We start from the raw sequence: 13,407 nt of genomic DNA, 5'->3' as shown, positions 1-13,407 counted from the left end.
ACTATGCTCGCTCTGCTAAAAATGATTCGATTTCATGACGCCAAGGAACAGATGATTGCGCACCATGACGTGTAACTGCAATGGCAGCTGCTGCGTGAGCAAAACGGATAGCCTCAACGGAAGGTTTCCCTTCTAATATTGCAGTGACAAATGCACCGTTAAATGTATCACCTGCGGCAATGGTATCAACAGCATCGACGCGAAATCCAGGAATTATCATGCCTTTCCCTTGTTCACTAAACCATACACCACGGCTACCCAAAGTGATAAGCACTTGTTTGATACCTTTTTGATGTAAAATTTCGGCAGCTTTTGCAGCACCCGCTTCATCATGCACAGAAACGCCTGTTAATATTTCGGCTTCCGTCTCATTTGGAGTGATAACATCAATAAAACTCAGAAATTCATCAGATAAAGGTTGTGCTGGTGCTGGGTTTAAAATGACTTGAGTTTGGTGTGATTTTGCTAGTTTTGCAGCTTCAAAAACAGTCTCTAATGGTGATTCTAATTGCATCAGCAAGGCATCAGCATGCTCAACAACATGATGATATTGCTGAAAATGAGTAGGTGTTAGTGCGCCATTAGCACCTGCAACAATACTAATTACGTTTTCACCTTGTTCATTAACAAGTATCATCGCCACACCTGTTGGTGTTTGCGGAATAATACTAATTGCATCAATATGAATATTATCTGTTTTAAGCTGTGAAATTATCTCACTACCAATCGCATCATCACCGACACAAGCAATAAAGGTAATATCGGCACCACTGCGACCACAAGCTACTGCCTGATTTGCACCTTTACCACCAAAGGCTATTTTGTATTGATGACCAATAATGGTTTCACCAGGTTTTGGAAATTGTGAAATATTCATAATGTGGTCAACGTTAATGCTACCTAGAACAGCAAGGCGAGGTGTTGTCATAGCCTTTATCCTTGTGAAAACGTGTTTTAATGATCAAAGCTACCACGGAGCAATATTACCCCGTGGTATTTATTGTTGTTATTTTTTAATAACTAACTCAAGTTCGACGGGGATTGTTGCATCCACTTTTTCGCCTTTGAGAATTTTATCTGCGGCTTGAATGCCGATAATACCAATTTGGTCTGGGCGTTGAGCAATAGTTGCGCCTAACATGCCACGGTTTACCGCTTTGATCCCATCATCTGTACCATCGAAACCAATCACTAATACATCGGTGCGACCGGCAGTTTGCAATGCACGTAATGCGCCTAATGCCATTTCATCATTTTGTGCAAAAACAGCTTGAACCGCAGGATAAGCAGTTAATAGATTTTGCATCACGTTAAGACCTTTTGTGCGGTCAAAATCAGCAGGTTGGCTGGCAAGTACATTCAGTTTGTGGGCATCAACCGCTTGTTTAAAGCCTTCACCTCGTTCACGAGATGCTGATGTTCCGGTGATCCCCTCTAGTTGGATAACTTTGGCATCACTAGCCACTTTCTCTGCAATATAATCACCCGCCATTTTACCACCAAGACGGTTATCTGAAGCAACGTGGCTGACGACTTCGCCTTTGTTTGCAACGCGGTCTAAAGTGATAACAGGGATTTTGGCTTTATTAGCTAAAATAACGGCGTTACCCACAGCATCAGAGTCTGTCGGGTTAATGAGCATTAAGCGTGTGCCTTTTACTGTCAGATCTTGCACGTTAGCAAGCTCTTTAGCTGGGTTGTCCATAGAATCTAGAACAACAAGATCGTAGCCTAATCGATTAGCTTCTTTCTGTGCACTGTCTTTCATGGTGACAAAGAAAGGGTTGTTAAGTGTTGAAATAACAAGCGCGATCGACTCTTTTGCAAATGCGTTGGCGCTGATTGTAGCGCTTAATGCAACAACAGAAAGAAGTGTCGCCATTTTTTTGAGTTTCATAATATAAGTTCCTGTCGGGATTCGGATTAAGAGAATAGAGAGTTATTTTTTGTTATCTACCAAAACAGCAAGTAAGATGACCACCGCTTTTACTATCATTTGATAGTTTGATGATATTCCTAATAAATTCAGTGCGTTATTTAAGAAACCTAGAATAAGTGCACCAATTAATGTACCGATAATACGACCTTTACCACCAGCAAGACTGGTACCACCCAGAACAACGGCGGCAATAGCATCTAGCTCATAACCATTACCTGCCATTGGTTGCGCTGATGAAAGGCGAGCAACTTCAATGACACTGGCAAGGGCAGCTAATAAACCACACAGTGCATAAACAATGATTTTGATTTTATCGACGCTAATGCCGGATAAACGTGTTGCTGATTCATTACCGCCAAGCGCATAAATATAACGGCCTAAACGAGTATGATGTAATAAATACCATGCGCTCAAAAAGACAATCATCATCAGCCAGATTGGGGTTGGAATACCAAATGGGCGACCAATACCAAACCAGCTAAACAGATCAGCATTATCGCTAAAGCCGGTATTAATTGGGCTACCGTCGGTATAGACACGAGTAACACCGCGCAGCAATAACATCATGACTAGCGTAGCAATAAAGGCTTGAACTTTACCTTTAGCAACGATAATTCCTGTTACACCACCAATAGCTGCACCTAACGCCAATGCTCCAACAACAGCAACAAGTGCATTAACATCAGCACCTACCATAGAAGCAGCAACAGCACCTGTTAATGCAAGCAATGAACCAACAGATAGGTCGATGCCAGATGTCAAAATAACCAGAGTCATCCCAACCGCCATAATGGCGTTGACCGATGTTTGTTGAAGAATGTTGAAAATATTATTTAAGGTGAAAAAATTAGGACTGAGTGTGGAAACGACGACAATCAGGATAAGCAGAGCAATCAGTGATTTTTGCTCTAATAGCCAAGCTTTTGAGAACCAACGTTTTGACGCTGGAATTGAATTCGTGCTCATATCAAACTCCTACTTTAGCGTCATATTGTTTACCAACAGCCGCAGCCATTAGCATTTCTTGTGTGACATTGTGAGCGGAGAACTCACCACTAATACGACCTTCATGCATAACCAAAATACGGTCACTCATTCCCATTACCTCAGGCATTTCAGAAGAAATTAAGATGATGCTTAATCCTTCTTGTTTAAATTTATTAATTAGCTGATAAATTTCTTTTTTAGCGCCCACATCAACGCCACGAGTGGGTTCATCAAGAATAAGTACTTTAGGGCGAGTCATTAGGCCTCTTGCGATAGCCACTTTTTGTTGATTTCCCCCTGATAAGAAACCGATGGTTTGATCCATTGAAGGGGTTTTTATATTGAATAATTTAATAAAATCGCCAACAGTGAGTTGCTCTTCTTTATGATTAAGCACACCCATACTGCGGCTAAAATAGCGTAGTGCAGTCAGAGACATATTTTCTTTCACCGACATACCGAGCACTAAACCATCACGCTTTCTATCTTCAGAGATGTAAACAATACCTTGTTCTAAACCTTCAGCGGGCTTTTTGATTTGGCAAGGTTTACCATCTAACTCAACGGTGCCATTGGTTTTGGGTAATGCTCCGTAGATAATTTTCATTAATTCAGTCCGACCCGCACCCATTAAGCCTGAAATACCAAGAATTTCGCTTTCATGTAATGAGAAACTGACATCATGAACATCTTCGCCACTGAGGTTAATGACGTTGAGTTTGGTTTTACCTTGAGGGATATTAATACGAGGGTATTGGTCTTCTAACTTACGACCAACCATCATTTCAATCAGAGTGTCTTCTTTTAATGAGGCGACAGGTTTTTCACCAATAAACTGACCATCTCGTAGTACAGTTACATCATCACAAATCTCAAAGATCTCTTTTAAACGATGTGAGATATAAACAATACCGCAACCTTGATCTCTTAGTTCACGAATAACACTAAATAGCGATTCAGTTTCAGTGTCAGTTAATGCATCTGTTGGTTCATCCATAATAATGACTTTGGAACCAAAACTAAGTACCTTGGCGATTTCTACCATTTGCTGATCACCAATCGATAATTCAGACACTAAACGGTGACTACTGTAAGCAAGATTTAATCGGGCTAATAACTTATCGGCCTCTGCATACATTTTCTTCCAATCGATAGCGCCAAAAGCACGGGTAAACTCACGACCTAAGAAAATATTCTCTGCGATGGTTAATTCAGGAATAAGGTTAAGCTCTTGGTGAATAATACCTATCCCTGCTTCTTGAGAAGATTTGGGACCATTAAAAGCACAACTTTCACCTTGATAAATCACTTCACCAGCATCTTTTTTATAGATCCCAGTGAGTACTTTCATCAGTGTTGATTTTCCTGCGCCATTTTCACCGACTAAAGCCATTACTCGACCAGGGTAAATTCGTAAAGTAGCGCCTGATAGTGCTTTTACACCGGGGAATGACTTATCAATATCTTTAAGTTCAAGTAAAGGTTCCATATTGTCCTCAAAAAGTCACACCAGAAAACAACACAATATTGGCATAAGGCGTACATTCACCAGTTCTAATAACAGCTTTATTTTCAGTAAGTTGCTTTTTGAATGCTTCATGTGAAACATACATTATTTGAATAGATTTCTTCTGCTCTTGCTCTAATAAATAGAGATAAGAGAGGATTTCATTAAAAAGAGAGGGATTGATGGTTTTAATTTCTTCCGCCAGCATCACGGCTTCCACTTGCATCTCATGAGTGATTGTTTGCAACACGGACATAAAGTCCGGAATACCCTGAGTGAGAGCAAGATCAATACGTTCAACAGAGGAGGGAATAGGTAATCCGGCATCTGCAATAGTGATTTTGTCAGTGTGTCCTAAACGTGAAATTACACTCGAAATAGGACTATTAAGTAATACACCTTTTTTCATGTTTTCTCCTCAGCGAAACGTTTCGCTGTCTACATAGTAGAAAAGAAAGGCGGGAAAACAAGTTTGATTTATTCATATTGTGAGCATGATCGAAACGTTTCGTTGGCAAACAAAAAGAAAGAAAAATCTAACTGATTGAATAAATTAACGCTGAATGGATTCAATAAGGAAAGTGGTTATTTTCAGTGAATTTCATAAAAATGTGATGATGGACAAGATTATAATTGAAGAAAATATGAGGTGTGAAAGCGTGAACCAGTATATAAAAGTAGACAAATTTTAGCTTAGAAAATACATTAACCTCTCCTATAGTTAATTAGGAGAGGTTATTTTTAATCATTTTAATTCAATTAGTTAGCTTGATAGGCTTTAATTGATTTTTCAATACCGTCTGCATCTAAACCTAAGTCAGTTCTGATCTCTTCTTGTCCACCTTGTGGTACAAATAGATCAGGTATACCTAAGTTTAAGACAGGTACTAGGCAACGCTCTTGCATCAGTAACTCATTAACACCACTGCCAGCACCACCCATAATCGCATTCTCTTCTAACGTTACCAACATATCATGTTGTTCTGCCAGAGAAAGGATAAGTGATTTATCAAGAGGCTTGATAAAACGCATATCGGCGACAGTTGCATCAAGTTTTTCAGCGACTTCTAACGCCTCAGGCAGTAATGTACCAAAGTTTAGAATAGCAATACCTTTACCTTGGCGACGAATAATGCCTTTACCCATAGGCAATGGACTGAGTGGTTGTAATTGCGCACCAACACTAGAGCCTCTTGGGTAACGTACTGCAACAGGGCCATCTTGATAGTGATAACCCGTGTGAAGCATTTGGCGACACTCATTTTCATCACTTGGTGCCATAATGACCATATTAGGAATACAGCGTAAGAATGAGAGATCGAAAGCACCTTGGTGAGTTTGACCATCTGCTCCCACAATACCACCACGATCAATAGCAAATAAAACAGGCAGTTTTTGAATGGCAATATCGTGGATCACTTGATCGTAAGCGCGTTGTAAGAATGTTGAGTAGATAGCAACAATAGGCTTATAACCACCAATTGCTAAACCTGCTGCAAAGGTAACGGCGTGTTGTTCTGCGATCGCAACATCAAAGTATTGTGATGGATATTCTTTTGAGAAACGCACCATACCAGAGCCTTCACGCATAGCAGGGGTAATTGCCATGAGTTTTGGATCGGTTGAGGCTTCTTCACATAACCAGTCACCAAAAATTTTAGAAAATGTAGGTCGTGCATTAGGGCTTTTAGGTAATGTACCTGCTTGTGGATCAAACTTAGGTACAGCATGCCAGCTAATAGGATCACGTTCAGCAGGTGCATATCCACGACCTTTCTTAGTCATAATATGCAGGAGTTGAGGACCTTTTAGATCACGCATATTAGCGAGTGTTTGCACTAACGCAATAACATCATGACCATCAACTGGACCGATATAATTAAAGCCCAATTCTTCAAACATGGTGCCGGGAACAACCATGCCTTTAATATGTTCTTCTGTCTTTTTCAGTAATTCTTTAATCGGTGGAATACCAGAAAAGACCTTTTTTCCACCTTCACGTAAGGTGGTATACAGTTTGCCTGATAACAATTGTGCAAGATGATTATTCAATGCACCAACGTTTTCGGAGATTGACATCTCGTTGTCATTAAGTACAACGAGCATATCTGGCTCAATATCACCTGCGTGGTTCATTGCTTCAAAAGCCATACCCGCAGTAATTGCACCATCACCAATCACACAAACTGTTTTTCTGTTCAGCTTTTCTTGTTCAGCTGCAACAGCCATACCTAAACCTGCACTAATAGAGGTTGAAGAGTGACCGACACAAAGTTTGTCGTATTCACTCTCTTCTCGCCAAGGGAAGGGATGTAACCCATTTTTTTGGCGGATAGTATCAATGCGGTCACGGCGACCTGTTAAGATCTTATGGGGATAGGCTTGATGACCCACATCCCAAATAAGATTATCAAAAGGGGTTTTATAGACGTAATGAAGAGCAACCGTTAACTCAATAGCACCTAAACCTGAGGCGAAGTGACCACTTGAGCGGCTGACACTGTTAAGAAGAAATAGCCTTAGCTCATCACAGAGTTTAGGTAAACTCTCTTTTGGTAATAGGCGCAAATCTTCTGGTGTTTCAACCAACGCCAATGTGGGATATTTTTCGATATCAATGCTCATGTGATGCCTATTAATTAATCACTTGTAATAGGGAAAGAACAGGTAAGCTGCTCTCTTTATTTTTTATTAGTTTTTCCGTTCGACGATAAAACTCGCTAATTGTTTAAGCGTGGTCGTATCGTACTCGTATTGCTCAAGAAACGCTAAGGCATCCAGTGCTTCGTTATACAATTCCTGTGCTTTCTTTTGAGCTTGCTCTAACCCAAGAAGTGCAGGATATGTGCTTTTTCCTGACTCTTGGTCGCTACCTTGACGCTTTCCTGTTTCTTCAGTACTGCCAATGACATCTAAAATGTCATCTTGTACCTGAAATGCAAGGCCAATAGAGTGGGCATATTTATCTAATGCGGGTAATACATCGTGACCTTTTGAGCCAGCACTAAATGCGCCTAAGCGAACAGCTGCACGAATTAATGCACCTGTCTTGTGTAAATGGATTTTTTCAAGAGATGCGAGATCAATGGATTTATCTTCGGCTTCAAGATCAAGAGCTTGACCACCACACATACCAGCAAGCCCGCTGGCTGTTGCTAATTCAGCAATCATTGCAACCCGATCACTCATTGCAACATCAGGCATTGGATTTTTTGCTAAGATCTCAAAGGCAAGTGTTTGTAATGCATCGCCCGCTAAAATTGCGTTGGCTTCACCAAACTCAATATGACATGTAGGTTTACCACGACGTAAATCATCATCATCCATCGCAGGTAGATCATCATGAATAAGAGAATAAGCGTGAATACATTCTACTGCGGCGGCTGGTGCATCAAGATTAAGAGCAGGGATTTTAAACATTTCACCTACTGCATAAACAAGGAAAGGACGTAAGCGCTTTCCACCTAAAAGGGCACCATAATGCATGGCTTTACCTAGAGGCATGTCAGTAAATGGTAAAGCGGATAGCGCTTGGTTTAATGCATCGTCAACACGCTGGTGGGCGGAATCTAATTTATGACGGAACGCATCCGTGCTTGAAGTTGCGTTACTCAATTATTCTGCCTCTTGGATAAAATCATCAGGAGTTGCATTATCATCTTCTTTAAGAAGAATGCGAACACGCTGTTCTGCGTCTTGTAATGTTTTTTGTCCAACACGGGCTAGACGAACGCCATGTTCAAATTCATTAAGCGCTTCTTCTAAAGGGAGTTCACCGGATTCTAAACGGTTTACGATTTGCTCAAGTTCTTGCATAGATGCTTCGAAACTTGGTGCTTGTGCGATGTCTTCGTTAATTGGTGTCGTTTTCTTAGCCATAATATTTTTGATAATAAAGCATGTTAGCGCTGAATAATAGCGATCATCTTACTACAATTGAGAAGAAAATTTCTTATTCAGTCGATGATTTTTGCGGGTGAGCCCTAAATATTGGTGATATACTTTGTGACTTTTATAAACTCCAGTCAATTTACATCACTGTAGTTTATGTTTCTACTTAATAACCTATGACCATTGACTATGAAGTTTATTATTAAATTATTCCCCGAAATTACGATCAAAAGCCAATCAGTTCGTATACGTTTTATCAAGATCCTCACTAGCAATATTCGTAATGTACTTAATACATTAGGTGATGAAATTACTGTTGTCCGTAATTGGGATAACATTGTTGTTGTCAGCAAAGATGAAAGCAAAAGTGAAGCGGTATGTGATGCATTAACGCGTATTCCTGGTATTCATCACTTTCTACAAGTAGAAGAGCATCCGTACACTGATCTACACAATATTTTTGAGCAAACTTTTGCAGCATTTAAGCATTTAGTTGAAAACAAAACATTTTGTGTTCGCGCCAAACGCCGCGGCAAACATAGTTTTACTTCAAATGAAGTTGAGCGCTATGTTGGTGGTGGTTTTAACCAACACGTTGAAAGCGCTAAAGTGAAATTAACCCGCCCAGATGTCACCATTAATTTGGAAATTGAAGATGACAAACTGATTCTGGTAAATGCGCGTTATGAAGGTATTGGCGGTTTCCCAATTGGTACACAAGAAGATGTTTTATCACTGATCTCTGGTGGTTATGACTCAGGTGTATCGAGCTATATGTTAATGCGTCGTGGTAGCCGAGTTCACTATTGTTTCTTTAACTTAGGTGGCTCTGCTCACGAAATTGGCGTTAAACAAGTTGCGCATTATTTATGGAACCGTTTTGGTCGTTCACATAAAGTGCATTTCGTTGCTGTTGATTTTGAGCCTGTTGTCGCAGAAATCTTAGAAAAAGTCGATGATGGTCAAATGGGTGTTGTATTAAAACGTATGATGGTACGTGCAGCATCAAGAGTGGCAGAACGTTATGGTGTTCAAGCAATTGTTACTGGCGAAGCATTAGGGCAGGTTTCTAGCCAAACCTTAACTAATTTACGTTTAATTGATAATGCGACAGATACGTTAATTTTACGTCCTCTTATCACTCATGATAAAGAGAACATTATCAATATCGCACGTCAAATTGGTACAGAAGATTTCGCTCGCACAATGCCTGAATTCTGTGGTGTGATTTCAAAAAGCCCAACAGTGAAAGCGGTAAAAGCGAAGATCGAAGCAGAAGAAGAGAAGTTTGATTTTTCTATTCTTGATAGCGTTGTTGAAAATGCTAAAAATATGGATATTCGTCGTATTGCAGAAGAAACCGTACAGCAAGTTACTGAAGTTGAAATGGTCTCTGAATTTGGCGCTAACGACGTTATTCTGGATATTCGCTCACCAGAAGAGCAAGAGACTTCACCATTAAAGATAGAAGGTGTTGATGTTAAAGAGCTACCTTTCTATAAACTAAGCACTCAGTTTGGTGATTTAGATAACGCAAAAACCTATTTACTCTATTGTGATCGTGGAATGATGAGCCGTTTACAGGCGCTTTATTTACGTGAGCAAGGTTTTGAGAACGTTAAAGTCTATCGTAAAAAATAATATATAACGTTTATATTGTTGATTAAAAAGCCACTATAAAGTGGCTTTTTAATTGGTTGTTGATAATGATTTATTAAAAGAGATTTTGAAATTCTTCAGCTCTTTTTTCTAGTACAGCCAAAAATGATGTTTTTGCTATTTCATGGGCATTTGGTGACATAATAGCAATAATTTGATATCTGTCAGGGTTGAGCCAATGCTGGCAGTAAACTAAGTAATGATTGGATTTTCTTTGTATTTGTGGTGTTCTTTTATTCCATTCAGGCTCAATTGGCATTCTAATATGTATTTTAGAAATTAGAGATTGACATAATTTAGCATTACTTTCCCATCGACCATCAGCACCTAAATAATTAGATAATATTTTCTCTTTTTTCCAGAGCTTTAATAAGAGAGCATACTCATCAGCGATAGCTTTATATTCAATATCAGGATGTATTGATATTTGAATCATAACACATTAATTGCTATCAAATTTAGGTGTATCAAGCCCTAATTTAGTATGCTCAGATTGTATTAGTTTTCTCATCTCAGCATCTGTTATATTGGGTTTTTTATTCGTTGTTTTTAATGGCTGATGAGTTTGTTCTATAAATGAAACAACCTCAGCTAATGCACTTCTATATATTGCTAATGAGCGGCCAAATAAAAGAATACTCTGTTTTTTTGAGATATCATTATTTGAAAATGAAATAAGGACATTTTTTATATCAGCTAAAGAGGTATCTATACCTTTTATATTTTTATTTATTTGTTCATAGATGTGTTGGCTAATAAATAAACTTTCATGTTTTTCCCACTCTTCTTTTAATCTGTTTAAGTCACTATTGAGTAACTCAGCTAATTTGTTCATTTTTTCAGTGGCATCATTAATTGGAATAGCAACAAGTTGATTAGATACCGGAGATGCAAAAGAGTATTGAACATTGGAGATTAACGATGATTGTTTATGTTTAAAACTTTCTGCTGGGACAGTGGCTAATCCCATAGAAATTAAAGTAACAAGCCTAGGTAATTTTTTATGATATTGCAGAGTTTTCATTTTGCCACATCCTTTAGAAATTGACTCTATCTTAGCCTCTCAATAATTATTTTTAAATATGATAAGAAGAAATAACAGCTGAAATAAGTCTTAAAAATTAATCCCCAACTAATAAATAATATATTAATAATGTGATTTTATTAAATGGGGACGTTTTCTAGTATGTAAGTTAATTACCTATCCCCAAAACCTGTAAATTCATCTTGGTAATTATAAATGCCGGGTGGTAATACAAGTTGTTTGGCAACATCGGCAGCGACTTCTTTGCCTTTTAAGCGCTCGATAATTTTTAGTGCAAAATCGATAGATGTTGCAGGTGCTTGGCTAGTAATTAGGTTAACTCTTTCATCAAAATAGACTCGATAATCAACCCATTTTTTCGGTGATATTTTATCTTTTAATGCAGGAAAGCCCGTCATGTTGCCGATGGGAAAAATATTGTGAGATTCAAGAATAATGGCGGGTGCTGCACAAATGGCTGCGACAAGTCTATTCTCACTGTGCATACGGCGCACTTTCTCAACCACTAAAGGGCTGTCTCTTAAGGTTTCAGTACCTTGTAACCCACCGGGTAGAATAATAACGTCGTAATGATGATCAACGACACGAACTAAAGGCGCATCAGCTACAATTTTAATACCACGAGAACAAGTGATAACAAGATCATCAACATCATCTTCTGCACTTGCAAGTACAACATTAATACCGGCTCTTACCAGTAAATCTGCGGTGGTAACGACTTCGGTTTCTTCACTTCCATTAGCTAGGCAGATGAGCGCTGATATGGTCATAATTGCCTTCCTGTTGTTTAATAAATTGAAAAAGGCGGTTATTTTCTGGTAACACAAGCCCTTGTTCTGAAGCCCGACGTAATAAATAACCAGTAATATAGTCAATCTCTGTATGACGTTGATATCTCACATCTTGATACATAGACGAATAATTATTTGCTGTTTGTTCTATCGTATCAATAATATAACCATGAAGATGGGCTTGAGATGTTGGTACAACCCCTTCGCGCTCCATAACTTGATAAACTTCATCACATATTTTTTGAATATGTTCAGGATAACGCAATAAATCTCCATTACGGCATTGATAATAAACAGTAAGAGGGTTGATAACACAATTAACCGCAAGTTTTAGCCAACTAATCGTATGGATATCATTATGCCAAGCGACATCGGGTAAGGCATGATGCAAGATTTCGGCTAAATAACTGTATTGTTGAGCTGCATGATTTAATGGACCTATATGTGTTATTCCAGTTGCTGTATGAATAACATCTTGCCCTTGTTGATAAGCACCATGAGTAATAATGCCTTGCAAAATAGGTCTGATAACGGGGTGCGGTGTTGCTGTTAATTCATCAGCAGTACCCATACCATTATGAATTAATAAAATAGGACATTGTGCAGAAAGATAAGGTAGTAGCGCATTAACCGCATCTGATACTTGCCAAGATTTTAAGCAGACAATTAATAATTCGCTTTGTTTTAACCATTCAAGTTGATTTGCGGTAATACGTTGATAAAAAGGCTTGCCATTAATGTTATCAACACTCACGTCCAAAAAAGGCTGAGGCACTCTTAGCCAACCTTGTACTTCATGAGATTGAAGTGTTAAAGCTGCAACCCAAAGTTTACCAATCGAACCACACCCTAAAACGGTAATTTTCATTGTGCCTCTTTTTGCAAATCGTAATAGCGTAAGGTGGCTACTGACGGTCATTAGACTATTTAGCTAAAATTATAACATTGATTACACTTCTCTGTTTAAAGTATGTTTGTGCTTTACTGTGAGAGAAAATTAAAGAGATAAACTTGTTATTGAATGTGCAATGCTTTTTTGCAACCCTAAAAGAAGCTATTATTTGGGTTGTATTTATTTATTGAGGAAGAAAGAATGCCATCTTTTGATATCGTATCTGAAGTTGACTTACATGAAGTGCGAAATGCGGTAGAAAACGCACAACGTGAACTGACTACTCGCTGGGATTTTCGTAACGTTGAAGCAAGCTTTGAATTAAACGAAAAAGCAGAGTCGGTGAAAACGACCAGTGTATCTGAATTTCAGGTTCAACAATTATTAGATATTCTGCGTGAGAAAATGGCAAAAAGAGGGATTGATGGTGCAGTATTAAATATCCCTGAAGAGATGACTCACAGCGGAAAAATGTACAGCGTAGAAGCCACCTTAAAGCAAGGTATTGATACAGCCTTAGCGAAAAAAATTGTTAAGCTGATCAAAGACAGTAAATTGAAAGTCCAGGCCCAAATTCAAGGTGAGCAAGTTCGTGTTACAGGTAAATCGCGCGACGACTTACAAGCCGTGATGAAATTAGTAAGAGAAGGCGAGTTAGGGCAGCCATTCCAATTTAACAATTTCCGTGACTAATTG

The 13,407-nt window shown here is 38.8% G+C and carries 14 protein-coding genes; 2 read left to right on the top strand and 12 right to left on the bottom strand.

Features of this window, described 5'->3' with window-relative positions:
• Position 1 precedes the first annotated feature (1 nt).
• From rbsK to xseB, 8 genes are all read right to left on the bottom strand, one after another.
• Positions 2–928, bottom strand: coding sequence for a ribokinase (gene rbsK, locus ABN236_RS05325; protein WP_349473526.1), 927 nt, complete (start codon positions 926–928; stop codon positions 2–4).
• 78 nt (positions 929–1,006) lie between these two features.
• On the bottom strand, positions 1,007–1,897 hold the full coding sequence (gene rbsB / locus ABN236_RS05320) for a ribose ABC transporter substrate-binding protein RbsB (RefSeq protein WP_349473525.1): 891 nt from the start codon (positions 1,895–1,897) through the stop codon (positions 1,007–1,009).
• Between the two features lie 42 nt (positions 1,898–1,939).
• Positions 1,940–2,905 carry a ribose ABC transporter permease gene (gene rbsC / locus ABN236_RS05315; RefSeq protein ID WP_088493697.1) on the bottom strand — a complete coding sequence of 322 codons (966 nt, stop codon included), beginning with the start codon at positions 2,903–2,905 and terminating at the stop codon, positions 1,940–1,942.
• 1 nt (position 2,906) lies between these two features.
• Complete coding sequence (gene rbsA, locus ABN236_RS05310) at positions 2,907–4,415, bottom strand: ribose ABC transporter ATP-binding protein RbsA (RefSeq protein WP_349473524.1); 1,509 nt, start codon at positions 4,413–4,415, stop codon at positions 2,907–2,909.
• 7 nt (positions 4,416–4,422) lie between these two features.
• Entirely contained in the window at positions 4,423–4,842 is a 420-nt protein-coding gene (gene rbsD, locus ABN236_RS05305; RefSeq protein ID WP_088493695.1) for a D-ribose pyranase, read from the bottom strand.
• 350 nt (positions 4,843–5,192) lie between these two features.
• A complete protein-coding gene (gene dxs / locus ABN236_RS05300) occupies positions 5,193–7,058 on the bottom strand; it encodes a 1-deoxy-D-xylulose-5-phosphate synthase (protein ID WP_194951858.1) in 1,866 nt (621 codons plus the stop codon).
• A 66-nt stretch (positions 7,059–7,124) separates the two neighbouring features.
• Positions 7,125–8,048 carry a (2E,6E)-farnesyl diphosphate synthase gene (ispA, locus tag ABN236_RS05295; protein WP_088493693.1) on the bottom strand — a complete coding sequence of 308 codons (924 nt, stop codon included), beginning with the start codon at positions 8,046–8,048 and terminating at the stop codon, positions 7,125–7,127.
• A complete protein-coding gene (xseB, locus tag ABN236_RS05290) occupies positions 8,049–8,312 on the bottom strand; it encodes an exodeoxyribonuclease VII small subunit (RefSeq protein WP_023580876.1) in 264 nt (87 codons plus the stop codon).
• Positions 8,313–8,513: 201 nt separating this feature from the next.
• Between xseB and thiI the strand changes: the two genes are divergently transcribed.
• Positions 8,514–9,965: a tRNA uracil 4-sulfurtransferase ThiI gene (thiI, locus tag ABN236_RS05285; protein ID WP_088493692.1), complete on the top strand. Its 1,452-nt coding sequence runs from the start codon at positions 8,514–8,516 to the stop codon at positions 9,963–9,965.
• A 73-nt stretch (positions 9,966–10,038) separates the two neighbouring features.
• Here thiI and ABN236_RS05280 read toward each other — a convergent pair whose 3' ends face one another.
• The 4 genes from ABN236_RS05280 to panE all read right to left on the bottom strand — a co-directional run bounded on the left by ABN236_RS05280 (position 10,039) and on the right by panE (position 12,687).
• Positions 10,039–10,419, bottom strand: a complete 381-nt coding sequence (locus tag ABN236_RS05280; RefSeq protein WP_098941115.1) for a type II toxin-antitoxin system YafO family toxin — start codon at positions 10,417–10,419, stop codon at positions 10,039–10,041.
• Between the two features lie 6 nt (positions 10,420–10,425).
• Positions 10,426–11,007 (bottom strand): hypothetical protein, encoded by a 582-nt coding sequence (locus ABN236_RS05275; RefSeq protein ID WP_098941114.1) that lies wholly within the window; start codon positions 11,005–11,007, stop codon positions 10,426–10,428.
• A gap of 173 nt (positions 11,008–11,180) precedes the next feature.
• The gene (gene yajL / locus ABN236_RS05270; protein ID WP_088493689.1) at positions 11,181–11,798 is read right to left on the bottom strand and encodes a protein deglycase YajL; all 618 of its coding nucleotides are present in this window, start codon (positions 11,796–11,798) and stop codon (positions 11,181–11,183) included.
• Positions 11,767–12,687 carry a 2-dehydropantoate 2-reductase gene (panE, locus tag ABN236_RS05265; protein WP_088493688.1) on the bottom strand — a complete coding sequence of 307 codons (921 nt, stop codon included), beginning with the start codon at positions 12,685–12,687 and terminating at the stop codon, positions 11,767–11,769. Before panE ends, yajL begins: the two co-directional genes overlap by 32 nt.
• Before the next feature lie 225 nt (positions 12,688–12,912).
• Between panE and ABN236_RS05260 the strand changes: the two genes are divergently transcribed.
• The gene (locus ABN236_RS05260; RefSeq protein ID WP_072063676.1) at positions 12,913–13,404 is read left to right on the top strand and encodes a YajQ family cyclic di-GMP-binding protein; all 492 of its coding nucleotides are present in this window, start codon (positions 12,913–12,915) and stop codon (positions 13,402–13,404) included.
• The last annotated feature ends 3 nt before the right edge of the window (positions 13,405–13,407 follow it).

Source organism: Proteus sp. fly-1013, from assembly GCF_040140245.1.
In the GTDB taxonomy this organism is placed as follows: Bacteria; Pseudomonadota; Gammaproteobacteria; order Enterobacterales; family Enterobacteriaceae; genus Proteus; species Proteus mirabilis_B.
This window is presented reverse-complemented; position numbering and strand designations above follow the sequence as displayed.

Excerpts from the sequence above, each read along its gene's own strand:
- rbsC (WP_088493697.1), bottom strand. The coding sequence starts at position 2,905 with ATGAGCACGAATTCAATTCCAGCGTCAAAACGTTGGTTCTCAAAAGCT.
- ABN236_RS05280 (WP_098941115.1), bottom strand. The coding sequence starts at position 10,419 with ATGATTCAAATATCAATACATCCTGATATTGAATATAAAGCTATCGCT.
- rbsK (WP_349473526.1), bottom strand. The coding sequence starts at position 928 with ATGACAACACCTCGCCTTGCTGTTCTAGGTAGCATTAACGTTGACCAC.
- rbsD (WP_088493695.1), bottom strand. The coding sequence starts at position 4,842 with ATGAAAAAAGGTGTATTACTTAATAGTCCTATTTCGAGTGTAATTTCA.
- panE (WP_088493688.1), bottom strand. The coding sequence starts at position 12,687 with ATGAAAATTACCGTTTTAGGGTGTGGTTCGATTGGTAAACTTTGGGTT.
- rbsA (WP_349473524.1), bottom strand. The coding sequence starts at position 4,415 with ATGGAACCTTTACTTGAACTTAAAGATATTGATAAGTCATTCCCCGGT.
- ABN236_RS05260 (WP_072063676.1), top strand. The coding sequence starts at position 12,913 with ATGCCATCTTTTGATATCGTATCTGAAGTTGACTTACATGAAGTGCGA.
- thiI (WP_088493692.1), top strand. The coding sequence starts at position 8,514 with ATGAAGTTTATTATTAAATTATTCCCCGAAATTACGATCAAAAGCCAA.
- yajL (WP_088493689.1), bottom strand. The coding sequence starts at position 11,798 with ATGACCATATCAGCGCTCATCTGCCTAGCTAATGGAAGTGAAGAAACC.
- ABN236_RS05275 (WP_098941114.1), bottom strand. The coding sequence starts at position 11,007 with ATGAAAACTCTGCAATATCATAAAAAATTACCTAGGCTTGTTACTTTA.
- dxs (WP_194951858.1), bottom strand. The coding sequence starts at position 7,058 with ATGAGCATTGATATCGAAAAATATCCCACATTGGCGTTGGTTGAAACA.
- xseB (WP_023580876.1), bottom strand. The coding sequence starts at position 8,312 with ATGGCTAAGAAAACGACACCAATTAACGAAGACATCGCACAAGCACCA.
- rbsB (WP_349473525.1), bottom strand. The coding sequence starts at position 1,897 with ATGAAACTCAAAAAAATGGCGACACTTCTTTCTGTTGTTGCATTAAGC.